A 22,358-nucleotide genomic window follows, 5' to 3' on the forward strand; every position below is an offset into this window, starting at 1 on the left:
CCCCCGGTGGCCTGGTCTGTGGTCAGCGTCACGCGGATCGGGCCGCCGCCCGCTCAGCCGGTGGTGACGTCCGCCCGCCGGGTGAGCGTGGGGTCGTCGACGTCGAAGTAGCGGGGCCACTCCCGCCCGCGTCCCATCCGGAACAGGCGTACCAGCGGGCGGCTGCGGGCCGACCGGGCGTCCCGGACCAGGTCGGTGTGCACCTGCCGGGCCAGGGCCAGCCGCCGGCTGGCCGCGATCACCGCCTCGCAGGCCGGGTCGTCGGGGTCCAGCTCCACCGTGCGCAGCTGCCGGGTGAGGTCGTTCTCCGCGGCCTCCCGCTCCTCGGGGACGGCGTCCAGGGCGATCCGGGCCGCCGCGTAGAGCTCCACGCCGTACCGCTGCTCGGCCAGCACCGCGGCGGCGGCCGCGCGGCGCAGCAGGTGCGCGTCGAGCGCCCGGGCCGCGGACTCCGCGCGCGCCTGCAGCCGCTCGACCCGGCCGGCGGTCCAGATGAGGTACGCCGAGACCAGCCCGAGCACCAGGACGGCGCCCACCACCCACCACATGCCCGGCATCGTAGTGCTGCTCCTCATCCCGCCCGGCCCGCGCGGGCACCGGTCGACGCGCTCGTCACAGCGGCCACACCGGCCACCGGGTTCAGCCCAGCCCCGCCCACTCCTGGTCCATGACCCGGCCGTCGGTGGCCTCGATCGCCGCTGCGTATACCTCCAGAACCCGGCGGGCAACCACGGGCCAGTCGAAATTCGCCACCACCTGGTCGCCGCAGGCGGTCAGCGCGGCCCGCTGCCCGCCGTCGTCGAGCAGCTCGGCCAGGGCGGTACGCAGCGCCGCCGCGTCACCGGTCGGGAAGAGCCGGCCGGCCCGCCCGCCGTCCAGCACCCGGCGGAAGGCGTCCAGGTCGCTGGCCACCACGGTGGTGCCGGCGGCCAGCGCCTCGGTGAGGATCATCCCGAAGGACTCCCCGCCGGTGTTCGGCGCGACGTACAGGTGCAGGCTGCGCAGCATGCGAGCTTTGTCCGCCTCGGAGACCAGGCCCAGGAAGGTGACCCGGTCCCGCAGGCCGGCCGGGAACTGCCCGTAGAGGTCGTCGGCGTCGCCCGGCCCGGCCACCAGCAGGCGCAGCCCGGGGCGGTGCGGCGCGAGCGCCACGAAGGCGTCCCGCAGGATCGGGAAGCCCTTGCGGGGCTCGGTGAACCGGCCCAGGAAGCCGAGTGTCCCGCCGGTGCCCGGCGCGCACTCCCCCGGCCAGCCGGGCAGGGGCTCGACGCCGGCGAACTTCGCCACCGCCACCCCGTTGGGGATCTCCACGGCGCCGCCGTCCATGTGCTCGACCTGCACCTTGCGGGCCAGCGCGCTCACCGCGATCCGGGCGGTGATCCGTTCGAGGAGGATCTGGAGCACGCCCTGCGCGGCGGAGAGCACCCGGGACCGGGTCATCGCGGTGTGGAAGGTGGCCACCACCGGCCCCCGGGCGCACAGCACGGCGAGCATCGACAGGCTCGGGGTGAGCGGCTCGTGCACGTGCAGCACGTCGAAGTCGCCCCGGTTGATCCAGCGCCGCACCCGCGCCGTGGAGACCGGGCCGAACGCGATCCGGGCCACCGACCCGTTGTACGGCAGCGGCACGGCCCGCCCGGCCGACACCACGTACGGCGGCAGCGGCGAGTCCTCGTCGGCCGGGGCCAGCACGCTCACCTCGTGACCGAGCCCCAGCAGCGCCTCGGCCAGGTCCATGACGTGGTTCTGCACGCCGCCCGGGACGTCGAAGGAGTACGGGCACACGATGCCGATCCGCATTGCGCCCGCTCCCTCAGATCGTCCCGGTGGTGGCCGCCGGCGGTGCCGCCGGGGCGGTGGAGCCGTCCGCGCGCTGGTCGAGCCACATCCGCTGCAACATGTGCCAGTCTTCCGGATGCCGGGCGATGCCCGCCGCAAGACCGTCGGCAATCCGCTGGGTCACCGCGCGTACCCGGGCGTCCAGCGGGGCGCTGTCCGGGTCGGGCAGCTCCAGCGGGCCCGCCAGGGCGGCGTGGGCGCGGTCCGGCTCGTACCACAGCGAGGCCACGTAGAGCGGCGCGCCGGTGCGCAGCGCCAGCAGGGCCGGGCCGGGCGGCATCCGGGTGCGGCCGCCGAAGAACTCCACCTCGACGCCCCGGGCGGAGAGGTCCCGGTCGGCGAGCAGCGGCACCACCGCGCCCGCCCGCAGGCGATCGACCAGCACGTCGAACGCCGGCCGGTCACCGCCGGTGGTGGGCAGGATCTCCATGCCGAGGCCCTGCCGGAAGGCGAGGAAGCGCTCGTAGACGCCCTCGGGCTTGAGCCGCTCGGCGACCGTGGTGATCGGCCAGCCGGTGGCGGCCACCCAGGCGCCGGCGGCGTCCCAGTTGCCGGCGTGCGGCAGCGCGACCACCGCGCCCCGGCCGGCCGCCACGTCGGCGGCGAGCTTCTCCTGGCCGTCGAGGTGGAACCCGGCGAGGATCTGCTGCCGGCTCAGGCTGGGCAGCCGGAACGCCTCCATCCAGTACCGGGCGTACGACCGCAGGCCGGCGCGGACCAGCCGGTCCAGCTCCGCCTCGGGCAGCTCCGGGCCGACCACCCGGCGCAGGTTGGCGCGCAGTCGGGCCGTACCCTTGCCGCCCCTGCGGTGGGTGCGGTCGGCGCCCGCCCGGAAGGCGGCGGCGACCACGGGCCGGGGCAGCGCGCGGACCAGGCGCCAGCCGGCGACGTAGCCCGCCTCGGTGAAGTTCACTCCCGGCCGACCAGCTGCGCCTGCCGGTACACGTGGGCCATCCGCTGGCCGACCGTGAAGATCGAGACCGCGGCGAGCAGCCAGAGCGCGATCTCCAGGGCCGGGTCGACACCGAGGCCGGTGAGCAGGCCACCCACCCCGACGATCAGCAGCCGCTCGGTGCGCTCGGCGATGCCCACGTTGCAGGTCATGCCGAGGCCCTCGGCGCGGGCCTTCACGTAGGAGACCAGCCCGCCAGCGGCCAGGCACAGCAGCGCCGCGGCCACCCCGGAGTACTGGTGCTCGGTGGCCAGCCAGTACGCGACCGCGCCGAAGACCGCGCTGTCGGCGATGCGGTCCATGCTCGAGTCGAGGAAGGCCCCGAACCGGGTGGAGCCACCACTCATCCGGGCCATCGTGCCGTCGAGCAGATCGGTGAGCGCGAAGACCGTGACGATCAGCGCACCGGCGACCAGATGACCGCGGGCGCCGAAGCCGAGCGCGCCGACGAGCACGCCGACGGTGCCGGTCACGGTGACCGCGTTGGGGGACACACCCGCGCGGAGCAGTCCGCGCGCGACCGGCTCCACGACGCGGGTCATGCCCGCGCGGGCCGTCACTTGGAAGATCTTCGCCATGGCGGTCCCACGATAACGGCCGGCAGCGGCCGGGGACACAGCCGGTCGTACCGACCCGCCAGGCGTACTTGTGCCGGCCCGGTTACGGGTGTGAGATCGAGCGTGGGAGGTGAGCCAGTTCACCGGATCACCGGTCCGCGTACCCGTCGTTGAGGAGATCACCGGAAGATATCGCCGCGGTGCCCGTCCGGGGCCGCTTCCCCGTCGCGCGCGGCGGTCGCCACCACCACCGGTTGAGGGAGGTGCGCCGCGATGGCGCAGAAGAATCAGGAGAAGGGTGTCACCGGCGGCGCGCCGGTGGTGACCGACCCCAGCAGGGTTCGCAACGTGGTGCTCGTCGGGCACTCCGGGGCGGGCAAGACGACCCTGGTCGAGGCGCTGCTCGCGACCAGCGGCACGATCGGCCGCGCCGGCAGCGTCACCGACGGCACCACGGTCTGCGACCACGACCCCGCCGCCGTCCGCCAGCAGCGCTCGGTGAGCCTGGCCTGCGCCCCGCTGCTGCACCGCGACGTCAAGGTCAACCTTCTGGACACCCCCGGGTACGGCGACTTCGTGGGCGAGCTGCGCGCCGGCCTGCGGGCCGCCGACGCGGCGCTGTTCGTGGTCTCCGCCGTCGACGGCATGGACGCGGCCACCGCCGCGCTCTGGGAGGAGTGCGCCGCGGTCGACATGCCCCGCGCCGTCGCGGTCACCCGGCTGGACCACCCGCGCGCCGACTTCGACGAGGCCGTGGCGCTCTGCCAGCGGGTCTTCGGCGACAACGTGCTCCCGCTCTACCTGCCGATGCTGGGCGACGACGGCGAGTCGGTCGCCGGCCTCATGGGGCTGATCACCCGGCGGGTCTTCGACTACTCCCAGGGCCTGCCGGCGGCGGTACGCGAGCCCGACCCGGAGCACCTGCCCGCCATCCAGGAGTCCCGCAACGAGCTGATCGAGGGGATCATCGCGGAGAGCGAGGACGAGACCCTCATGGACCGCTACCTCGGCGGCGAGGAGATCGACACCGAGGTGCTCATCACCGACCTGGAGACGGCGGTCGCCCGCGGCCACTTCTACCCGGTGGTGCCGGTCTGCGCGGAGACGGGCGTCGGCCTCGACGCGCTGCTGGACGGCCTGGTGGCGGCGTTCCCGTCGCCGCTGGAGCACGAGCTGCCCGCGGTCACCGGCGTGGACGGCTCGCCCCGGCCGCCGCTGGCCTGCGACCCCGACGGCCCGCTGGTCGCCGAGGTGGTCAAGACGACCGTGGACCGGCACGTCGGCCGGGTCTCCCTGGTCCGGGTCTTCTCCGGCACCCTCCGCCCCGACCAGGTGATCCACGTGTCCGGGCACGGCATGGCCGAGCGCGGTCACCCCGACCACGACGCCGACGAGCGGGTCGGCCACATCTACAGCCCGCTCGGCGCGACGCTGCGCGAGGTGCCCATGGCGGTGGCCGGTGACATCTGCGCGATCACCAAGTCGGGCAGCGCGGAGACCGGCGACACCATCTCCGCCAAGGACGAGCCGCTGCTCATCGCCCCGTGGGAGATGCCGGAGCCGCTGCTGCCGGTGGCCATCGTGGCGAAGAGCCGGGCCGACGAGGACGCCCTGGCCCGCAACCTGGCCCGGCTGGTCGCCGGCGACCCGACGCTGCGGCTGGACCGCAACGCCGAGACCCACCAGCTGGTGCTCTGGTGCATGGGCGAGGCGCACGCCGACGTGGTGCTCGACCGGCTGCGCGCCGGCGGCGTGGAGCTGGAGACCGAGCCGGTCCGGGTGGCGCTGCGCGAGACGTTCACGGCCGGCGCCAAGGGCCACGGCCGGCACGTGAAGCAGTCCGGCGGCCACGGCCAGTACGCCGTCTGCGACATCGAGGTCACGCCCCTGCCGCGCGGCGCCGGCTTCGAGTTCGTGGACAAGGTGGTCGGCGGCGCCGTGCCGCACAACTACATCCCCTCGGTGGAGAAGGGCGTCCGGGCGCAGATGGAGCGCGGCCTGGTCGGCGGCTACCCGGTGGTGGACCTGCGGGTGACCCTCTTCGACGGCAAGGCGCACAGCGTGGACTCCTCCGACGCGGCGTTCCAGACCGCGGGCGCGCTCGCCCTGCGGGACGCCGCCGAGAAGGGGCAGCCGACGCTGCTGGAGCCGGTCGACGAGGTGACCATCCGGGTGCCCGACCCGTCGGTGGGCGCCGTGATGGGCGACCTGTCCGGCCGGCGCGGCCGGGTGCTCGGCACCGAGCCGGACCCGGACGCCGAGGGCCGCACCCTGGTCCGCGCCGAGGTCCCCGCCACCGAACTGCTGCGCTACGCCGTCGAGCTGCGCTCGATGACCGCCGGCACCGGCACGTTCCGCCGCGAGTTCGCCCGCTACGAGCCGATGCCCGCCCACCTGGCCGAACAGGTCCGCAAGGAGGCCGGCACCCGTCCCTGACCGCGGTCGCTCCCCGGCCCACCTCCCCCACGGGGTGGGTCAGGGGCGGGCGGCCGGGACGGGAGGCATCGGCCAGTGCGGGCGGTCGGCGTCGCGCAGGGCGGCCGCGCGCAGGGCGGCGAGCCGGCGCTCCACCTCGGCGAACTGGTCGGGGGCGAGCGGGCCCCGGCCCAGCGCGGCGGCGTTCTCCTCCACCTGGGCGACCGTACGGGCGCCGGGGATCGGCACCGCCCGGCCGCTGCGCGCCCAGATCCAACCGAGCGCGCCCTGCGCCAGGGTCCGGCCGTCGGCGGTCAGCGCGTCGCGGACGGCGGCGACCCGGCGCAGCCACTCCGGGGCCGGCCGGCCGCTGCGGAACCACTCCAGCCAGTTCGGCGCGGTGCCGCGCACGTCGTCGCGGGGCAGCGTCGACGCCTGGGTGTACTTGCCGGTGAGCAGCCCCATCCCGAGCGGCCCCCGGGCCAGGCTCGCCAGGTCGTGCTTCTCGCAGACGGCCAGCATGGCCGGGGCGTCCCGGAGCACCGACAGGCCGTGCTGCACGGCGGCGGCGCCCCGGGCCACCTGGGCGAAGGCCGCGGCGCGGTCGGCCCGGTCCGTGCTCCAGCCGTACGCCCGGACCAGGCCGTCGGCCACCAGGTCCTCCAGGGTGCCGATCAGCGCCTCGGCCCGGGGCACCGGCAGGTCGCCGAGGTGCAGTTGGTACAGGTCGATCCGGTCGGTGTCCAGCCGGCGCAGCGAGTCGACGACGGCCCGCCGCAGGTACTCCGGCGAGGCGTCCTCCCCGGTGGCCTGCCGGGTCCGCTCGTCGAAGGTGTAGCCCCACTTGGTGGCGATCACCGCCTCGTCGCGGCGGCCGGCGAGCGCCCGGCCGAGGACCCGCTCGCCGTGCCCGGCCCCGTACGTGTCGGCGGTGTCGAAGAGCGTCACGCCGAGGTCGAGCGCGCGGCGGACCGCCCGGACCGACTCCTCGTCGTCGACCGCGCCCCAGCCCAGCGGGCGGGCGCCCTCGGCCCACGGGCCGCCGATCGCCCAGCAGCCCATGCCGAGGGCGCCGACCGCGATGCCGCTGCGGCCCAACGACCGCGTGCTCACTGCCATCGCCGCATCCTGCCACCTTCCCGGGACCCGTGGGCGGCTTCCTCACCCCGGGTGCCGGGCCGGCCCGCGGACCGTCAGCGACCGCCGGGCCGCGGGCCGACGGTCAGCGGATGCCGGGACGGCGGGCCGGCCGGCCGACGGTCGGCGGCCGGCAGCCGGCAGCCGGCAGCCGGAGGGTCAGCGGGCGTAGGCCAGCAGCACCGGGTCGGCCTGCCCCGCCCAGGCGCCGGTCAGCCGGGACGGCGTCGGGGCGTCGGCCGGGGCCGGCCGGCGGACCAGGGCCAACTCCGCGCCACCGGCGCGGATCAGCGTCGGGTCGCCGTCGACCACCTCGTCGACCAGGTCGAACGCCGGCGAGGCGCCGGCCCGGCTGCCGGTCAGGGTCATGCTGGCTGGTCGCACCTCGCGCCGGCCGTCGACCTCGAAGTACTCCTCCGCCTGCCCGGCGTCGGCGAGGACGGCGGCGGCCAGGGCCGGCGGGTAGACCGGGTCGCCGCAGGCGTCGTACACCCAGCGCGGGCCCAGCACGGAGTGCTCGGTGGTGCCGACCAGCCAGCGGTCGGCGCCGGCCAGCGGCGCGGCCCGGTAGGTCAGCGGCACCTGGAGGACCGGACCGTCGCCGGCCCGGACCAGGATCGTCTCGATGCCGACCTCGCCGGCCGGGTCGTCGAACCGGTAGGCGGCCACCCGGGTGACCTCCGCGCCCGCCGTGCCGGCGAACCAGGGCCGGCCGGGCAGCCAGGCGGCGAGCAGGTCGAGCTTCGAGGGACGCAGTTCCGCGCGGTGCAGCAGGGCCATGCCCAAGATCGTACTGCCGGACGCGGGCCGCCGGCGGCCGCCGACCGCCGGCGCGGCGCCTCGCGGCCTCAGGCCGGCCAGGCCTTGGCGAAGCGGCCTCAGGCCGGCCAGGCCTTGGCGAACAGGTCCCGGGTGTCGGCGAGCAGTTGCGGCAGGACCTTCGTGCGGCCGATCACCGGCATGAAGTTGGCGTCGCCGCCCCACCGGGGCACCACGTGCTGGTGCAGGTGCGCCGCGATGCCGGCGCCGGCCACGCCGCCCTGGTTCATGCCCAGGTTGAAGCCGTGCGCGTTGGAGACGTGCCGGACGACCCGCATGGCGTCCTTGGTGAACGCGGCCAGCTCGGCGGTCTCCGGCACGTCCAGCTCGGTGTAGTCGGCCACGTGCCGGTACGGGCAGACCAGCAGGTGCCCCGGGTTGTAGGGGTAGAGGTTGAGCACCGCGAAGACGTGCTCCCCCCGGGCCACCACCAGGCTCTCGTCCGGCGGCAGGCCGGGGGCGAGGCAGAACGGGCAGCCGGTCGGCTTCTCGTACCCGCCGGCGGGCCGGTCCTCGCCCGAGATGTAGGTCATCCGGTGCGGCGTCCAGAGCCGCTCCAGCCCGTCCGCCAGACCGTTGTCGCCGCCGCTGCCGGTGCCGTCGAAGTGCCGTTCCGCCCCAGTCACACGCCGATCCTACGGTCACCGTGGCGGGTCCGGCCCGGCCGGCCGGACCCGCGACGGGCCCGCTCAGGTGTTGGGCGTGCCCTCCGCCGACGGGCCCGAGTTGGTGCGGGACTCGGCGACGTCCCGCACGTGGGCCACCGCCTCCTCGATCGGCACGCCGTTGCGCTGCGACCCGTCCCGGTACCGGAAGGAGACCGTGCCGGCGGCCACGTCGTCGTCACCGGCGATCACCATGAACGGGATCTTCTGCTGCTGGGCGTTGCGGATCTTCTTCTGCATCCGGTCGTCACCGGCGTCGACCTCGGCCCGGATGCCCTTCTTGCGCAGCGTGGTGACGAAGTCCTGGAGGTAGTCGGTGTGGTCCTCGCGGATCGGGATGCCGACCACCTGCACCGGGGCGAGCCAGGCCGGGAACGCGCCCGCGTAGTGCTCGGTGAGCACGCCGATGAACCGCTCGATCGACCCGAACTTGGCGCAGTGGATCATGACGGGCTGCTGCCGCGTGCCGTCGGCCGCCTGATACTCCAGCCCGAAGCCCTTCGGCTGGTTGAAGTCGTACTGGATGGTCGACAGCTGCCAGGTGCGGCCGATGGCGTCCTTGGCCTGGACGGAGATCTTCGGGCCGTAGAAGGCCGCGCCGCCCGGGTCCGGCACCAGGTCCAGCCCGGTCTCCCGGGCGCACTGCTCCAGCACCGCGGTGGCCGTGGCCCAGTCGTCGTCGGACCCGACGAACTTGTCGGGCCGGGCCTCGTCGCGGGTGGACAGCTCCAGGTAGAAGTCGTCGATGCCGAAGTCCTTGAGCAGGCTCAGCACGAAGTTGAGCAGGTGCTTGATCTCGGCGGGTGCCTGCTCCCGGGTGCAGTAGGAGTGGGAGTCGTCCTGGGTCAGGCCGCGCACCCGGGTCAGCCCGTGGACCACGCCCGACTTCTCGTAGCGGTAGACCGACCCGAACTCGAACAGCCGCATCGGCAGCTCGCGGTAGGACCGCCCGCGCGACCGGTAGATCAGGTTGTGCATGGGGCAGTTCATGGCCTTGAGGTAGTAGTCCGCGCCCTCGAGCTCCATGGGCGGGTACATGCCGTCGGCGTAGTAGGGCAGGTGGCCCGAGGTGTGGAACAGCCCTTCCTTCGAGATGTGCGGGGTCCCGACGTACTGGAAGCCCTCCTCGATGTGGCGGGTGCGGACGTAGTCCTCCATGACCCGCTTGAGCACGCCACCCTTGGGGTGGAAGACCGCCAGGCCGGAGCCGATCTCGTCGGGGAAGCTGAACAGGTCCAGGTCCGCGCCGAGCTTGCGGTGGTCGCGCCGGGCGGCCTCCTCCAGCAACTTCAGGTACGCCTTCAGCTCGTCCCGGGTCGGCCACGCGGTGCCGTAGACCCGCTGGAGCTGCGGGTTCTTCTCCGAGCCGCGCCAGTAGGCGGCGGCCGAGCGCATCAGCTTGAACGCGCCGATGAGCCGGGTGTTCGGCAGGTGCGGGCCGCGGCACAGGTCCGACCAGCAGACCTTGTCCTCGTTGGCGGCGAGGTTGTCGTAGATGGTCAGCTCGCCGCCGCCCACCTCCATCACCTCGGAGGAGTCCAGCCCCTCGCCCTTGACCTCGATCAGCTCCAGCTTGAACGGCTCGGCGGCCAGTTCGCCGCGCGCCTCGTCCAGGCTGCTGAAGCGGCGGCGGCGGAACCGCTGGCCGGACTTGACAATCTCCTGCATCCGCTTCTCGAGCTTCGCCAGGTCGTCCGGCTGGAACGGCTTGGCCACCTGGAAGTCGTAGTAGAAGCCGTTCTCGATGGGCGGGCCGATGCCGAGCTTGGCCTCGGGGAACACGTCCTGCACGGCCTGGGCCAGCACGTGCGCGGTGGAGTGGCGCAGCACGTTCAGCCCGTCCGGGCTGTCCAGGGCGACCGGCTCGACCGCGGTCTCCTCGGCCGGCTTCCAGTCCAGGTCCCGCAGCACGCCCTGCGGGTCGCGGACCACCACGACCGCCTTCGGACCGTTCATCGGCAGCCCGGCCGCGGCCACCGCGTCGGCCGCCGTCGTCCCGGCGGCGACGACGACGGGGTCGGCCACGATCGGGGTACGGGGTGCGGACACGGTGACTCCTGTCGTCGACGGGTTCGGATGTGCCGGGTACCGGCCCCTGCGATGCTATCGGTCGCCCCGACCCGCGCCGTCAGCGACGCCGCGCTCCCCCGACCGATCAGTTCCGTCCCCCGTTGAACCTTTCCGCCCCCGCGCCCGAACTACCGGGTGGGGCCGGAGCCGGTTGCCGGCCGCGTCGACACGGATGGGGACGACCATGACGATGACCCGTCGGGGCCCGTGGTGGGCGACGGCGCTGCTGGTCGCCGCGCTCGGCGGCACGCTGGGCTGGCCCGCCGCCGCGAGCGCCGCCGAGGTGACCCTCACGACCTCACCGGCCCAGGTACGCCAGGGCGACGCCATCGAACTGGCCGTGGTGCTGCCGGAGGAGCGGTCCGGCAGCCGGACCAGCCGGATCGAGCTGCGGATGCCCGCGGACGCCCCGATCGGCGAGGTCTACCCGCTGTCCGTGCCGGACTGGGCGCCCACCATCACCACCCGCACCCTCGACCGGCCGGTCGCCGGCATCCACGCCTCGGAACTGAACCAGGTGACCGACGCGGTGACCTGGATCCGGATGCCCGGCGGCTCCACCGGGCCGGCCCGGCTGTCGCTCGGCATGGGCCCGATGCCGGCCACCGACAAGCTGACCTTCACGGTGATCCAGACCTACGCCGACGGCACGGTGGTCCGCTGGGCCGACCCGCCCGGCGGCGCGCACCCCGCCCCCACGGTGACCCTGCTGCCTCCGCTGGCGGGCGCCGCCGCCCACGGTGACCCGACCGCTGAGGCGGCCGGGCACGCCGGCCACGGGGCCCCGGCCGCCGAGGCGCCGGCCGGGGCGGCCACCCCGGCACGACCGGCCGACGACGGACCGAGCGCCGACCTGCTGCTGGGCGGCGGCCTGCTCGCCGGCCTGGCCGGCGGCGCCGCGATCGGCTGGCTCCTGAGCCGACGGCGCACCACCCTGACGCTCCCGCCCGACACCCCCACCCCAGTCGGGACCCGCTGACTCCCGTCCCGCCGGGCTCCGCCGCGATCTTGCACTTGGTGCCCCGGAAAACCGCCCGAATCGGACGTTGGCGGGGCCGCAAGTGCAAGATCGGCGCAGTCGGGTCAGGCGGGGGCGGTGAGCCAGGCCGGGAGGGGTTCGCGGGCGGCCAGCCAGCCGTCCGGGACGCCGCCCGGGGTGCCCACGCCGGTGTGGGCGGCCACCACACCGCCGACGATCGCCGCCGTGGTGTCCACGTCCCCGCCCGCCTCGACGCAGGCGCGGATCGCGGCCGGGTAGTCGTGCAGGTGGGTGGCGGCGACCCAGAGGCAGAACGGGACGGTGTCCTGGGCGGTCACCCGGGAGCCGTTGCCGAGGGCGTCGGCCACCTCGCCGGCCGGGTGGCCGAGCAGCGCGGCGGCCCGGCGTACGCCCCGGTGCACCTCGCCGGCCGGGTCCAGCGCGCCGGCCACCACGGTGAGCAGCCGGGCCGGCTCGGGCCGGTCCCCGTCCAGCCGGGCCCGGGCGGCCAGCGAGGCGGCCACCGCCACGGCGACCGCCCCGGCGATGCCCTCCGGGTGGGCGTGGGTCACCTCGGCGGAGGCGCGGGCCTGGTCGGCGGCGCGCCGGGTGGAGTCGGCGTACCAGGCGCCGAGCGGGGCCACCCGCATGGCCGCCCCGTTGCCGCAGGAGCCCTGCCCGTCGAACGCGGACGCGGCGGCCACCGGCCACGGCGTGCCGGTCCGGATGAGGCGCAGGATGGTGACCGCCCCCGGCCCGTAGCCCCGGTAGGGCTCGCACCGCTGCGCGAAGGCGAGAGCCAGGGCGTCCCGGTCGATCCGGCCGGCCTCGCTCAGCGCGGCCACCACCGAGCAGGCCATCTCGGTGTCGTCGGTCCACTGCCAGGGCGGCGCGGGCAGCCGTCCGTCGGCGAGATCGTTCGGGTGTCGGCCGGGCACGAAGAACTGGGAGCCGAGGGCGTCGCCGACCGACAGGCCGGCCAGCGCGTCGCGGGCGAGCGTGAGGCGGGTGTCGGGGAACAGAGTGAACGTCATCGCCGTCCCAGCTTGCCCGTTTCCGGGGAGTGCCGCAACGCGATCAACTTGCCACGCCGAGTACGGTGCTGACGTGGCAACCGTCCTCCTGGTCGAAGACGATCACGTCGTACGCGGTGCGATGCTGCGCTCCCTCACCGACCGGGGACACGCGGTGCACGCCGTCGGCACGGCGCTGGACGCGCTGCGCCGGGTGGCCGCCGAGACCCCCGACCTCGTGGTGCTCGACCTCGGCCTGCCCGACCTGGACGGCTCCGACGCGCTGCGGATGCTGCGCGGGATCACCGACGTGCCGATCATCATCGCCACGGCGCGGGACGACGAGCAGTCGGTGGTCCGGCTGCTGCGTGCGGGCGCCGACGACTACATGGTCAAGCCGTTCACGGGCGCCCACCTGGACGCCCGGATCACCACCGTGCTGCGCCGGGCCGGCCGGGCCAGCCGCACCGTCCAGCCGGCCGTGCACACGGTCGGCGGCCTGCGGGTGGACGTGGGCGAGCGCAGCGCCGTGCTGGACGGCGAGGCACTGGCCCTGACCCGCAAGGAATTCGACCTGCTGGCGTATCTCGCCGCACGTCCCGGCCGGGTAGTGTCCCGGCGGGAACTCTTGGAGGAGGTATGGCGGCAGCCCTCGGTCGGCGAGGACCAGACCATCGACGTTCACCTCTACTGGCTGCGCCGCAAAATGGGCGAGTCCGCGGCGAAGCCGCGCTACCTGCGCACCGTGCGGGGGGTCGGCTTCCGGCTGGTGGCGCCGGACTGAGGCCGGCGCTGGCCTGGCTCACGGCCGGCATGTGCAGCCTCGTCGCGCTCGCCTTCCTCGTTCCGCTCGGGATCACCCTGTCCGACCAGGCGCGGGAGGAGAAGCTGGCCGACGCGGCCCGGCGCAGCGCGCTGGTCACCGGGGCGCTCGCGGTCAGCACCGACCCGGAGATCGTCCGGCGCGCCGTGGCGGCCAGCGGCGACGACCCGGCGCTACGGCCCGTCGTACACGGGATCGGGGTCGACGAGACCGCGGGCCGTGCCGACGCGGCGGCGCTGGACCGGGCCGCCGCCGAGCGGCGCTCGGTGGTCACCGACGTGGCCGGCGGTGTCCTCCGGCTGGATCCGGTGGTGCTCGGCGACCGGGTCGCCGTGGTGGAGGTCTTCGTCCCCGACGAGGTGCTCGACTCCGGCGCCGGCGGGCGGTGGCTGCTGCTGCTCGCGGTGGCGGTGGCGCTGGTCGGCGCCGCGGTGGTGGTGGTCGACCGGGTGGCCGCGCGGGCCGTCGACGCCACGGGCGAGCTGGTGAAGGCGGCGGTCGCGGTCGGCGACGGCGAGCTGGGCGTCCGGGTGGAGCCGACCGGGCCGCGGGAGCTGGCCGAGGCCGGGCACGCGTTCAACCGGATGGCCGAGCGGCTGGTGGCGCTCCGCGCCGACGAGCGGGAACTCGTGGCCGACCTGTCGCACCGGCTGCGGACGCCGCTGACCGCGCTGCGGCTGGACGCCGAGGCGCTGGAGTCCGACGACACCAGCATCGGCACGTTCAGCGAGGCGGAGCTGGACCGCCGCCGCGGCATCCGCCGGATCCGGCAGGCCATCGTCACGCTCGAGGGTGAGGTCGACCAGCTGATCAAGACCACCCGCAAGGCGGTCGGCCAGGAGACCGGCCCGGCGACCTGCGACGTCAGCGAGGTGGTCCGGGACCGGATGGTCTTCTGGTCGGCCCTCGCCGGCGACCAGAACCGCCCGCACCGGGTGGTCGGGGCGCAGCTGCGGATCCCGGCGCCGGTGCCCCGGGCCGAGCTGGCCGCCGCGCTGGACGCGGTGATCGGCAACGTCTTCCGCTACACGCCGCAGGGCACCGCGTTCGAGGTGGCGGTGAGCCGGCGGGACGGCTGGGTGGCGATCCGGATCGACGACGCCGGCCCCGGCATCCCCGACCCCGACCGGGCGCTGCGCCGAGGCGCCAGCGACCAGGGCTCGACCGGGCTGGGGCTGGACATCGCCAAGCGGGTCGCGCTGCAGGCCAACGGCTCGGTGAGCATCGACCGGGCCCGGCTCGGCGGGGCCAGCGTGGTGATGCTGCTGGCCGACCCGGAGGCGACACCCCGGCAGGTCAACCGGTTCGGCCTGGTGGGCCGGATGGCGCGGGACGCCCGGGAGCCGCGGGCCGGCCGGCGCTGGCCGCGCCCGCGCTGAGCCGCTGGCTGTGGGCCGCCGCAAGTTCTCCTTAGGAGTGGGTTAACGACGGCCGGAACGGCGGCCCGAACTGTCAGGATCAGGACCGAACCCATCAGTTCCGTCGGCCGGGACGCCCCGTAAGAACTCCGGTCGGCGGAGCAGTGCGCGCGGCGGGAGTTCGGTCCCCCCACACCTCGCTCCCGCCGCGCGCCGCTCCCCGTCGAGCCGCACCCCGGGCGTGAGGTGACCGTGATGACGCCGACCGTCAGCCGCCTGCTCCGCTGGGCCACCGTGATCGGTCTGGGTGTCGCCCTCACTCTCGCCGCCTGGCAGGACCCCGTGCACGCGGACGGCCCGGGCCGCTCCGCCGGCCGCCTGCCGGCCGTCGCCGTGGCGGTGGCCGCGGTGGTCGGGTTCGGGCTGGCCCTGGCCGGGCGGCGCCGGCCGCTGCGGGTGTCCCGCCGGCCGACGCCGTCCCGTCCGGTCAGCGCGTCGCGGCCGCCGCGTACGCGTCGATCTCGCCGCTGATCCGGGCCTTCTCCCCCGGCTCCAGGAACGCGGCGGTCACCGCGTCGCGGGCCAGGGCGGCCACCCCGGCCGGGCCGAGGTTCAGCAGGCGGGCGGCCACGGCGTACTCGTCGTTGAGCGTGGTGCCGAACATCGGCGGGTCGTCGGAGTTGATGCTGACCAGCACGCCGGCCTCGACGAGCTGCGGCAGGGGGTGCTCCTCGATGGTCGCCACCGCCCGGGTCCGGACGTTGGAGGTGGGGCAGACCTCCAGCGGGATGCGCCGCTCGGCGAGGTGGGCCAGCAGCGCCGGGTCGAGGACGGCGGAGATGCCGTGGCCGATCCGCTCGGCGCCCAGCTCGCGCAGCGCGTCCCAGATCGTCTCCGGGCCGGTGGTCTCGCCGGCGTGCGGCACCGAGCGCAGCCCGGCCGCGCGGGCCTGGTCGAAGTACGGCTTGAACTGCGGCCGCGGCACCCCGATCTCCGGGCCGCCCAGGCCGAAGCTGATCAGCCCGTCCGGCCGCTCGTCGAGGGCGATCCGCAGGGTCTCCTCGGCGGACGGCAGGCCGGCCTCCCCGGGGATGTCGAAGCACCAGCGCAAGGCGATGCCGAAGTCGGCCTCGGCCCGCTTGCGGGCGTCCTCGATCGCCTCGCAGAACGCGGGCGCCGGGATCCCGCGGTGCACGTGGGAGTACGGCGTGACGGTCAGCTCGGCGTAGCGGACCTGCTGGCGGGCCAGTTCCCGGGCCACCTCGTGGGTGAGCAGCCAGACGTCGTCGGCGTCCCGGATCAGGTCCACCACGCTGAGGTAGACCTCGATGAAGTGGGCGAAGTCGCGGAACGCGAAGTAGTCGGCGAGCGCCTCCGGGTCGGCCGGGACGGGGCTGCGACCCTCGTGCCGGGCGGCCAGCTCGGCCACGATCCGGGGCGAGGCGGAGCCGACGTGGTGCACGTGCAGCTCCACCTTGGGCAGGCCGGCGATGAAGGTGGGCAGGTCGGTCACGGGTTCTCCTCTGCGCGGGCGCCGGTGCGGGCCACCACGAAGATCCGGCGGAACGGGAAGTACACCTGACCCTGCCGCACCGGGTACGCCTCGGCGAGGCGTACCCCCAGCTCGGCGCGGAAGTCGGCCCAGCCGGCGGCGTCGAGCGCGGCGCGGACCGGGCGCAGCGCCGTCCCCTCCATCCAGGCCAGCACCGGATGGTCGGCGCCGGCGGCCGGGAGCAGGTGCACGTAGGTAGTCTCCCAGGCGTCGACGGCGCAGCCGGCACCGACCAGCAGGGCGGCGTAGTCGACCGGGTCCTCGACGGGCGCCTCCCGCAGCAGCGGGGCGAGGGTGTCCCGCCACCGGTCCCGCCCGGCGACCTCGCGCAGCGCCCGGTGCGACGGGGCGGCGAAGTTGCCCGGCACCTGGAACGCCAGCGACGCGCCGGCCGGCAGCGTGGCGGCCCAGCGGGTGAGCAGCTCCTGGTGGCCGGTCACCCACTGGAGCACCGCGTTGCAGACGACCACGTCGACGTCGGGCTCCGGACGCCAGTCCCGCACGTCCCCGACCGAGAAGGAGACCGGCGCCGCCAGGGCGCGGGCCCGGTCGATCATCTCCGCGGAGGAGTCCAGGCCGGCGATCCGGCTCTGCGGCCAGCGGCCGGCGAGGGTCGCGGTCAGGGTACCCGGGCCGCAGCCCAGGTCGACGACCGCGCGGGGCCGCTCCGTCGGGACCCGGGCCAGCAGGTCGTGGAAGGGCCGGGAGCGTTCATCGCCGTAGCGCAGGTAGGTGCTCGGGTCCCACATGACAGCCTCCAAACCGTACGTACGTCTTGCTAGACCGTACGGCCCGACGAGCGCCGCGGCAAGCGGCTCACTAGGCTCGACCGGATGGAACAGCGCAGCTTCGACCGGCTCGGCCGGCACGTCGGCATCATCGGACTCGGCGCCTGGCAGCTCGGCGCGGACTGGGGCGAGGTCAGCGAGAGCGCCGCCCTCGACGTGCTGGGGGCCGCGGTCGGCTCCGGGGTCACCTTCCTCGACACCGCCGACGTCTACGGCGACGGCCGCAGCGAGCAGCTGATCGGCCGCTTCCTGCGCGAGCACCCCGGGCACGGGCTGACCGTGGCCACGAAGATGGGCCGGCGGGTGCCGCAGACGCCGGAGGCGTACACCCTGGACAACTTCCGGGCCTGGACCGACCGCTCCCGGGCCAACCTCGGCGTGGACACCCTCGACCTCGTGCAGCTGCACTGCCCGCCCAGCGCGGTCTTCGCCGACGACCGGGTCTTCGACGCCCTGGACACCCTGGTCACCGAGGAACGCGTCGCCGGGTACGGGGTCAGCGTCGAGACCTGCGACCAGGCGCTCACCGCGATCGCCCGCCCCGGCGTGGCCAGCGTGCAGATCATCCTCAACGCGGTGCGGCACAAGCCCCTGGAGCGGGTGCTGCCCGAGGCCGCGAAGGCCGGGGTGGGCATCATCGCCCGGGTGCCCCTGGCGAGCGGCCTGCTCTCCGGCCGGTACGACGAGCACACGACCTTCCCGCCGGACGACCACCGCAACTTCAACCGGCACGGCGAGTCCTTCGACGTCGGCGAGACCTTCTCCGGCGTCGACTACGACCTCGGCCTGTCCGCCGTGCGCCGGCTCGCGCCGCTGGTCGGCGAGGGCCGGACGATGGCCCAGTTCGCGCTCCGCTGGATCCTCGACCAGCCCGGCGTCACCGTGGTCATCCCGGGCGCCCGCAGCGCCGAGCAGGCCCGGCGCAACGCCGCCGCGGCCGGCCTGCCGCCGCTCACCGAGGTGGAGCTGGCCGCTGTCCGGGCCACCTACGACGAGCTGATCCGGCCGCAGGTGCACGACCGGTGGTGAACCCGGAGCGGCGGCCCGTCGGCGCGGCGTCGCCGGGGACCGGCGCCCGCGGGCATGCTGGAGCCGGGCGCGCGTCGGCGGAGGGAGAGCGATGAGGGGCTGGTTCCGGCTCACCGTGGGGCTGCTCGCCGTCGTGCTCGGTGCCCTGTGGACCGTGTCGGGGCTGGGCTACGTCGAGGGCAGCGTGCTGACCGACCAACGGGTCTGGGCCGCCGTCGGCCCGGTGCTCGTCCTCATCGGACTGGTGGCGCTGTGGTTCGGCATGCGGGCCCGGCGCCGGCGCGGCTGAGGCGCGGAAGCGTCCACAATGCGGAAAGCCCCGCCTCCCGGAAAGGGACGCGGGGCTCACACACCGGCCGGCGCGGCCGGTGCTCCGTCAGCTCAGATGGGGCGGACCTGCTCGGCCTGCGGACCCTTCTGACCCTGGGCGATCTCGAACTCCACCCGCTGGTTCTCCTCCAGCGTGCGGTAGCCGCTGGACTGGATGGCCGAGAAGTGGACGAACACGTCAGCACCCCCGCCGTCGACGGTGATGAAGCCGAAGCCCTTGTCAGCGTTGAACCACTTCACGGTTCCCTGCGCCATGTGTATCTCCTTCTAAAACTGGCGGCCGAGCACGCCGTGCGGCCGATTGGCCGTTTTCGAGCAGCGGCGCCTGAGGCGGCCTCCATCGAAGGAGACTTCTCTCAACCCACGCGTCTCTCAACAGCGTGAGACAGCAAACCACGTACGCAAAAACTTCGCACAGCCTACCCGACGAAATTCTCCGACATGTGACCTGACGGTTGCGGCGGAGCCACTGGCCGGGCCGGTCGGACCATGCGAAAGGCCCCTGTCCACCGAGGTGGAAAGGGGCCTTTTCGTGCGTATGGAATCAGTCGGGCCAGTGGCCGGTGAGCCGGCGTACGCCGACCGCCCCGCCACGGTCCACGGCGGCCCGGACGACCGCGAAGATCGCGCCCTGCAACGCCGCGGCGGCCAGGATCTCGCCCCAGCGGCGGTCCTCGTCGGTGGCGCTGGGCGCGTCGCCGTCGCCGGCCGTGAGCTTCCAGACCTGCCGGAAGATGACACCGGCGACGGTGCCGGCGGCCAGCCCCATCAGCACCCCGACCGGCTTGTAGGCCGCCCTGCCGATGCCCTTGCTCACCTGCGCCTCCCTCGGACGATCAGCAGCGCCACCGCGGTGACCACGGCGCCGGCGGCCACGGCCGCCCACGGCACCGGGTTGCGCCCGACCGCCCCACCCTTCTCGTACGCCTGCGCCCGGACCAGCCGGGCCTTCTCCGCCGCCTGCCCGCGCACCCGGGCCACGGTCAGCGCCGCCTGCTGCCGCAACCGCGCCTTCGCCTGGTCGGCGGAATGCCGCACCAGGGTCTTGACGTCGGCCCGCGCGGCGAGCAGTTCCATGGTCTCACCCAGTTCCACCCGGGTCCGGCGGATCTCCTCCCGGAGCGCCGCCACGTCCCCGGTCCCGTTGCCGGTCATCCCCGCCTCCCGTCCTTCACCGCGGCGGTGACGGTGTCGACGTCCGCCCGGACGCTGCGCACCGTCGCCTCCGGCACCGGCGGGACGGCACGGCTGACCTGCTTCTTGCCGACGAGCGCCAGGATCCCGGCGAGCAGGAACAGCGCCACCGCCACGATCAGCGCCGCCAGCCAGGCCGGCATGACCAGGTCCAGCAGCAGGATCACGGTGGCGACCAGCGCGCCGGCGCCGTAGAGGGCCATCACCCCGCCGCCGCCGAACAGACCGATCCCGATCCCGGCGTGCTTGCCCTTCTGGGTCAGTTCCGCCCGGGCCAGCGCCAACTCGTCCCGCACCAGGCGGGTGACCTGTTCGGTGGCCCGCTGCACCAGTTCCGCGGTGGACGGCTCGTTCCCGGTCCGGGACGTGCTGCGACTCGCGACGTCAGCCATGCTGTCCTCCTTTCATCATCACCGCGCTGTATGCCCGGAGTCGCCGCCCGTCAATCCTGCGCGGAGCGGCCGGTCGGCCCGGCCGCGCACCACCTTCCCGCCCGGCCGCCGGACGGCGGCCGGAACCGGGGCGTGCGCAGCAGGTCCCCCGGAACGGGCCGATCAAACGCAGCCGGCCCGACAAGCCGCGGATCCACCGGCGTCCGGCAGGTCCAACGGCCGGCCGGGGGCGAGGTCACGACGCGCGGAGCCCCCGGCGCCGCGCGGGCTGCCGGGGGCTCCGGAAAGGGGGTACGGGTCAGCGGCGGGCGTCGGCGTGCTCCTCGCGCCCCACGAACACCTCGCTGCGGGCCTCGCCGTCGTCGCTGCCGCCGAAGACCCGCGCGTCGTCGGGGACCTCGGTGTCCGACTGCCGGCGGATCGGCCGGCGCGGCGGCACCGCCTGCCAGGGCGGCGAGCCGGCGGTGTCGCCCAACTCGGCGCGCAGCCGGGGCAGGGCGGTGGGGCGCTGGTCGCGTACCCAGGCGACCAGCTGCTCGCGGACCAGGCAGCGCAGGTCCCACAGGCTGCCGGCGTCGGCGGCGCTGACCAGGGCCCGGACCTTGACCAGGCCGCCGGTCGCGTCGGTCACCTGGAGCACGCAGACCCGGCCGTCCCAGAGCTCGGTGCCCTCGCACAGCCGCCGCAGCTCCTCCCGCATGGCCTGCACCGGGATGGCCCAGTCCAGGTCGAACTCGGCGGTGCCCAGCACGGCCGCCTCGGTCCGGGTCCAGTTCTGGAAGGGGGTGCTGGTGAAGTAGGAGGTGGGCAGGATCAGCCGGCGGTCGTCCCAGATCTGCACGACCACGTAGCTGAGCGTCAGCTCCTCGACCCGGCCCCACTCCCCCTCGACCACCACCACGTCGTCGAGGCGTACCGCGTCGCTGAAGGCGAGCTGGAGCCCGGCGAACACGTTGCCCAGCAGGCTCTGCGCGGCCAGCGCGGCGACCACACCGACGACACCGGCGCTGGTCAGCACGCCGGCGCCGATGCCGCGTACGGCCGGGAAGGTCATCAGCATCACGCCGAGGGCGAGCACCACGATCACCGCGATGGTCAGCCGGCGCAGCAGCACCACCTGGGTACGCACCCGCCGGGCGTGCCGGTTGTTCGGCACGTCCACCCGGAACCGGGCCAGCGCGGTGTCCTCCGCCACCACCAGCAGCGAGGCGACCAGCCAGGCGGCGGCGGCGATCAGGGCGAGCCACAGGGCGTGCAGGACCAGCTGCCGCCAGGGGCTGCCCACCGCGTACGGGGTGGTGAACCGGACCGCGAGCTGCACGGCGAGCACGGTCGCGGCCACCTGGAACGAGCGGTGCGAGTGGTCGGTCAGCTCGGTCATCAGCAGCGAGCGCCGGCCGAGCCGGCGGGTGAGCCGGTGCACCACCTCGACCAGCAACAACGCGACCGCCGCCGCGGCGAGCGCGGCGGCGGCGGTCACGAGGTAGGTCTGCACGTTTCTCCATCTCCCTCCGGGCGGGCGGAATCGGGCAAAGGCCCAATTGTGCCCGGACTATCGCGTATCGGCCAGGCTCACACCCGGCGGTAGCGCGACTGGAGGAAGCAGTAGACGCCGAAGGCGGCGATGCCGAGCGCCATGAGCGCCAGCAGCACCGGCCCGTACGACTGGTCGCGGAGGGTCCGCAGCGCGGCGTCCAGGCCGCGGGCCTTCTCCGGGTCGTACTTCACGGCGGCCACCACGATCAGCAGGCCGGCGAGGGCGAAGACCGCGCCCCGGGCCGCGTACCCGGCCATGCCGAGGCGGCGGGTCAGGGTGTGCGTCTTCGGGCTCATCTCGCCGGTCTTGAGGTTGCGCTCGAACTTCTTCTTGAGCCCGTAGATCACCATGCCGATGCCGACCGCGGCCAGCACCAGCCCGGCGAGCCCGACCAGCCACCGGCCGCCGTCGGAGGCCATCAGCTTCTCGGTGAACTGCTGCTGCTGGTTGGCGGCGTTGGCGCTGGCGTCCTGGACGACCTTGATGGCGGTCCAGCCCAGCCAGACGAAGACGATCACGCGCACGACGGAGGCGATCCGCTCGAAGAGCTTCGCCTTGCCCCGCAGGAAGCGGTGGCCGATGACCGCCTCGAACGCCTGCCAGATCGCCATGGCGAAGAGCCCCACGGCGATGGCCACCAGCAGGAACTTGCCCATGGGCTGGGCGCCGAGGGTGCGCAGGGCGCCGTTCTGGTTGCCCTCCTCCCCCGCCTTGCCGAAGGCGATCTGCAGGGCCAGCCAGGCGAAGAGGAGGTGCACGATCCCGTAGCCGATGAAGCCGGCCCGGGTCAACAGTTCGAGCCACCTGCTGTTCGCGGTCTGGGCGGCGGCGGCTCCGGCGTTCCGGGTGAGAGACATGGCGCCTCAATCTCCCGGTGCGAAGATTTCCAAACGTCGGCCGCCGCCCGGA

Annotated in this window: 24 protein-coding genes; 7 read left to right on the forward strand and 17 right to left on the reverse strand. The window is 74.7% G+C overall.

Annotated features, from left to right (window positions below; translation table 11 throughout):
• Positions 1 to 53: 53 nt before the first annotated feature.
• The 4 genes from FXF50_RS09160 to pgsA all read right to left on the reverse strand — a co-directional run bounded on the left by FXF50_RS09160 (position 54) and on the right by pgsA (position 3,369).
• On the reverse strand, positions 54 to 557 hold the full coding sequence (locus tag FXF50_RS09160) for a hypothetical protein (RefSeq protein ID WP_148426793.1): 504 nt from the start codon (positions 555 to 557) through the stop codon (positions 54 to 56).
• A gap of 82 nt (positions 558 to 639) precedes the next feature.
• Positions 640 to 1,800 carry a glycosyltransferase family 4 protein gene (locus FXF50_RS09165; RefSeq protein ID WP_148426794.1) on the reverse strand — a complete coding sequence of 387 codons (1,161 nt, stop codon included), beginning with the start codon at positions 1,798 to 1,800 and terminating at the stop codon, positions 640 to 642.
• Positions 1,801 to 1,813: 13 nt separating this feature from the next.
• On the reverse strand, positions 1,814 to 2,752 hold the full coding sequence (locus tag FXF50_RS09170; RefSeq protein WP_148426795.1) for a phosphatidylinositol mannoside acyltransferase: 939 nt from the start codon (positions 2,750 to 2,752) through the stop codon (positions 1,814 to 1,816).
• Entirely contained in the window at positions 2,749 to 3,369 is a 621-nt protein-coding gene (gene pgsA, locus FXF50_RS09175) for a phosphatidylinositol phosphate synthase (RefSeq protein WP_148426796.1), read from the reverse strand. The genes FXF50_RS09170 and pgsA overlap by 4 nt, the downstream gene beginning before the upstream one ends.
• 252 nt (positions 3,370 to 3,621) lie before the next feature.
• Between pgsA and FXF50_RS09180 the strand changes: the two genes are divergently transcribed.
• Positions 3,622 to 5,784, forward strand: a complete 2,163-nt coding sequence (locus FXF50_RS09180) for an elongation factor G-like protein EF-G2 (protein ID WP_148426797.1) — start codon at positions 3,622 to 3,624, stop codon at positions 5,782 to 5,784.
• Positions 5,785 to 5,823: 39 nt separating this feature from the next.
• Here FXF50_RS09180 and FXF50_RS09185 read toward each other — a convergent pair whose 3' ends face one another.
• The 4 genes from FXF50_RS09185 to thrS all read right to left on the reverse strand — a co-directional run bounded on the left by FXF50_RS09185 (position 5,824) and on the right by thrS (position 10,433).
• The gene (locus FXF50_RS09185; protein ID WP_148426798.1) at positions 5,824 to 6,882 is read right to left on the reverse strand and encodes an aldo/keto reductase; all 1,059 of its coding nucleotides are present in this window, start codon (positions 6,880 to 6,882) and stop codon (positions 5,824 to 5,826) included.
• 177 nt (positions 6,883 to 7,059) lie between these two features.
• The gene (locus FXF50_RS09190; protein ID WP_148426799.1) at positions 7,060 to 7,680 is read right to left on the reverse strand and encodes a hypothetical protein; all 621 of its coding nucleotides are present in this window, start codon (positions 7,678 to 7,680) and stop codon (positions 7,060 to 7,062) included.
• Positions 7,681 to 7,778: 98 nt separating this feature from the next.
• Positions 7,779 to 8,345, reverse strand: coding sequence for an HIT domain-containing protein (locus FXF50_RS09195; RefSeq protein ID WP_148426800.1), 567 nt, complete (start codon positions 8,343 to 8,345; stop codon positions 7,779 to 7,781).
• A 63-nt stretch (positions 8,346 to 8,408) separates the two neighbouring features.
• Positions 8,409 to 10,433, reverse strand: coding sequence for a threonine--tRNA ligase (thrS, locus tag FXF50_RS09200; protein ID WP_148426801.1), 2,025 nt, complete (start codon positions 10,431 to 10,433; stop codon positions 8,409 to 8,411).
• Positions 10,434 to 10,638: 205 nt separating this feature from the next.
• On the opposite strand from thrS, the gene FXF50_RS09205 reads away from it, so the two are divergent.
• On the forward strand, positions 10,639 to 11,433 hold the full coding sequence (locus tag FXF50_RS09205) for a DUF1775 domain-containing protein (RefSeq protein ID WP_148426802.1): 795 nt from the start codon (positions 10,639 to 10,641) through the stop codon (positions 11,431 to 11,433).
• Positions 11,434 to 11,537: 104 nt separating this feature from the next.
• Here FXF50_RS09205 and FXF50_RS09210 read toward each other — a convergent pair whose 3' ends face one another.
• Complete coding sequence (locus tag FXF50_RS09210; RefSeq protein WP_148426803.1) at positions 11,538 to 12,467, reverse strand: ADP-ribosylglycohydrolase family protein; 930 nt, start codon at positions 12,465 to 12,467, stop codon at positions 11,538 to 11,540.
• A 73-nt stretch (positions 12,468 to 12,540) separates the two neighbouring features.
• Between FXF50_RS09210 and FXF50_RS09215 the strand changes: the two genes are divergently transcribed.
• The 3 genes from FXF50_RS09215 to FXF50_RS09225 all read left to right on the forward strand — a co-directional run bounded on the left by FXF50_RS09215 (position 12,541) and on the right by FXF50_RS09225 (position 15,158).
• Positions 12,541 to 13,230, forward strand: coding sequence for a response regulator transcription factor (locus tag FXF50_RS09215; RefSeq protein WP_107160748.1), 690 nt, complete (start codon positions 12,541 to 12,543; stop codon positions 13,228 to 13,230).
• 29 nt (positions 13,231 to 13,259) lie between these two features.
• Complete coding sequence (locus FXF50_RS09220; protein WP_187399592.1) at positions 13,260 to 14,648, forward strand: HAMP domain-containing sensor histidine kinase; 1,389 nt, start codon at positions 13,260 to 13,262, stop codon at positions 14,646 to 14,648.
• Positions 14,649 to 14,882: 234 nt separating this feature from the next.
• Positions 14,883 to 15,158 carry a hypothetical protein gene (locus tag FXF50_RS09225; protein ID WP_148426804.1) on the forward strand — a complete coding sequence of 92 codons (276 nt, stop codon included), beginning with the start codon at positions 14,883 to 14,885 and terminating at the stop codon, positions 15,156 to 15,158.
• On the opposite strand, the gene FXF50_RS09230 is transcribed toward FXF50_RS09225, so the two are convergent.
• Together FXF50_RS09230 and FXF50_RS09235 are read right to left on the reverse strand one after the other, a co-directional pair.
• Positions 15,115 to 16,140 carry an adenosine deaminase gene (locus FXF50_RS09230; RefSeq protein ID WP_148426805.1) on the reverse strand — a complete coding sequence of 342 codons (1,026 nt, stop codon included), beginning with the start codon at positions 16,138 to 16,140 and terminating at the stop codon, positions 15,115 to 15,117. The two genes, FXF50_RS09225 and FXF50_RS09230, sit on opposite strands and share 44 nt — an antisense overlap.
• Positions 16,137 to 16,928: a trans-aconitate 2-methyltransferase gene (locus tag FXF50_RS09235; RefSeq protein WP_148426806.1), complete on the reverse strand. Its 792-nt coding sequence runs from the start codon at positions 16,926 to 16,928 to the stop codon at positions 16,137 to 16,139. Before FXF50_RS09235 ends, FXF50_RS09230 begins: the two co-directional genes overlap by 4 nt.
• 84 nt (positions 16,929 to 17,012) lie before the next feature.
• Here FXF50_RS09235 and FXF50_RS09240 point away from each other — a divergent pair, with 84 nt between their 5' ends.
• Together FXF50_RS09240 and FXF50_RS09245 are read left to right on the forward strand one after the other, a co-directional pair.
• Entirely contained in the window at positions 17,013 to 17,996 is a 984-nt protein-coding gene (locus FXF50_RS09240) for an aldo/keto reductase (protein WP_148426807.1), read from the forward strand.
• 91 nt (positions 17,997 to 18,087) lie between these two features.
• Positions 18,088 to 18,285, forward strand: a complete 198-nt coding sequence (locus tag FXF50_RS09245; protein ID WP_148426808.1) for a hypothetical protein — start codon at positions 18,088 to 18,090, stop codon at positions 18,283 to 18,285.
• 92 nt (positions 18,286 to 18,377) lie between these two features.
• On the opposite strand, the gene FXF50_RS09250 is transcribed toward FXF50_RS09245, so the two are convergent.
• The 6 genes from FXF50_RS09250 to FXF50_RS09275 all read right to left on the reverse strand — a co-directional run bounded on the left by FXF50_RS09250 (position 18,378) and on the right by FXF50_RS09275 (position 22,306).
• Entirely contained in the window at positions 18,378 to 18,581 is a 204-nt protein-coding gene (locus FXF50_RS09250; RefSeq protein WP_091424054.1) for a cold-shock protein, read from the reverse strand.
• Positions 18,582 to 18,870: 289 nt separating this feature from the next.
• Entirely contained in the window at positions 18,871 to 19,143 is a 273-nt protein-coding gene (locus tag FXF50_RS09255; protein ID WP_148426809.1) for a DUF4235 domain-containing protein, read from the reverse strand.
• Entirely contained in the window at positions 19,140 to 19,481 is a 342-nt protein-coding gene (locus FXF50_RS09260; protein WP_091310072.1) for a DUF3618 domain-containing protein, read from the reverse strand. Before FXF50_RS09260 ends, FXF50_RS09255 begins: the two co-directional genes overlap by 4 nt.
• Complete coding sequence (locus FXF50_RS09265) at positions 19,478 to 19,912, reverse strand: phage holin family protein (protein WP_091310076.1); 435 nt, start codon at positions 19,910 to 19,912, stop codon at positions 19,478 to 19,480. Before FXF50_RS09265 ends, FXF50_RS09260 begins: the two co-directional genes overlap by 4 nt.
• Positions 19,913 to 20,210: 298 nt before the next feature.
• The gene (locus tag FXF50_RS09270; protein ID WP_148426810.1) at positions 20,211 to 21,407 is read right to left on the reverse strand and encodes a mechanosensitive ion channel family protein; all 1,197 of its coding nucleotides are present in this window, start codon (positions 21,405 to 21,407) and stop codon (positions 20,211 to 20,213) included.
• 77 nt (positions 21,408 to 21,484) lie between these two features.
• Positions 21,485 to 22,306, reverse strand: coding sequence for a DUF1206 domain-containing protein (locus FXF50_RS09275; protein ID WP_148426811.1), 822 nt, complete (start codon positions 22,304 to 22,306; stop codon positions 21,485 to 21,487).
• Between the last annotated feature and the right edge of the window lie 52 nt (positions 22,307 to 22,358).

The sequence above is a fragment of the Micromonospora sp. AP08 genome, assembly GCF_008085935.1.
Lineage (GTDB): Bacteria > Actinomycetota > Actinomycetes > Mycobacteriales > Micromonosporaceae > Micromonospora > Micromonospora chersina.

Coding starts and splice junctions, on each gene's coding strand:
- FXF50_RS09160 (WP_148426793.1), bottom strand. CDS start 557: ATGCCGGGCATGTGGTGGGTGGTGGGCGCCGTCCTGGTGCTCGGGCTG.
- FXF50_RS09165 (WP_148426794.1), bottom strand. CDS start 1,800: ATGCGGATCGGCATCGTGTGCCCGTACTCCTTCGACGTCCCGGGCGGC.
- pgsA (WP_148426796.1), bottom strand. CDS start 3,369: ATGGCGAAGATCTTCCAAGTGACGGCCCGCGCGGGCATGACCCGCGTC.
- FXF50_RS09180 (WP_148426797.1), top strand. CDS start 3,622: ATGGCGCAGAAGAATCAGGAGAAGGGTGTCACCGGCGGCGCGCCGGTG.
- FXF50_RS09185 (WP_148426798.1), bottom strand. CDS start 6,882: ATGGCAGTGAGCACGCGGTCGTTGGGCCGCAGCGGCATCGCGGTCGGC.
- FXF50_RS09190 (WP_148426799.1), bottom strand. CDS start 7,680: ATGGCCCTGCTGCACCGCGCGGAACTGCGTCCCTCGAAGCTCGACCTG.
- FXF50_RS09205 (WP_148426802.1), top strand. CDS start 10,639: ATGACGATGACCCGTCGGGGCCCGTGGTGGGCGACGGCGCTGCTGGTC.
- FXF50_RS09210 (WP_148426803.1), bottom strand. CDS start 12,467: ATGACGTTCACTCTGTTCCCCGACACCCGCCTCACGCTCGCCCGCGAC.
- FXF50_RS09220 (WP_187399592.1), top strand. CDS start 13,260: ATGTGCAGCCTCGTCGCGCTCGCCTTCCTCGTTCCGCTCGGGATCACC.
- FXF50_RS09225 (WP_148426804.1), top strand. CDS start 14,883: ATGACGCCGACCGTCAGCCGCCTGCTCCGCTGGGCCACCGTGATCGGT.
- FXF50_RS09235 (WP_148426806.1), bottom strand. CDS start 16,928: ATGTGGGACCCGAGCACCTACCTGCGCTACGGCGATGAACGCTCCCGG.
- FXF50_RS09240 (WP_148426807.1), top strand. CDS start 17,013: ATGGAACAGCGCAGCTTCGACCGGCTCGGCCGGCACGTCGGCATCATC.
- FXF50_RS09245 (WP_148426808.1), top strand. CDS start 18,088: ATGAGGGGCTGGTTCCGGCTCACCGTGGGGCTGCTCGCCGTCGTGCTC.
- FXF50_RS09250 (WP_091424054.1), bottom strand. CDS start 18,581: ATGGCGCAGGGAACCGTGAAGTGGTTCAACGCTGACAAGGGCTTCGGC.
- FXF50_RS09260 (WP_091310072.1), bottom strand. CDS start 19,481: ATGACCGGCAACGGGACCGGGGACGTGGCGGCGCTCCGGGAGGAGATC.
- FXF50_RS09265 (WP_091310076.1), bottom strand. CDS start 19,912: ATGGCTGACGTCGCGAGTCGCAGCACGTCCCGGACCGGGAACGAGCCG.
- FXF50_RS09275 (WP_148426811.1), bottom strand. CDS start 22,306: ATGTCTCTCACCCGGAACGCCGGAGCCGCCGCCGCCCAGACCGCGAAC.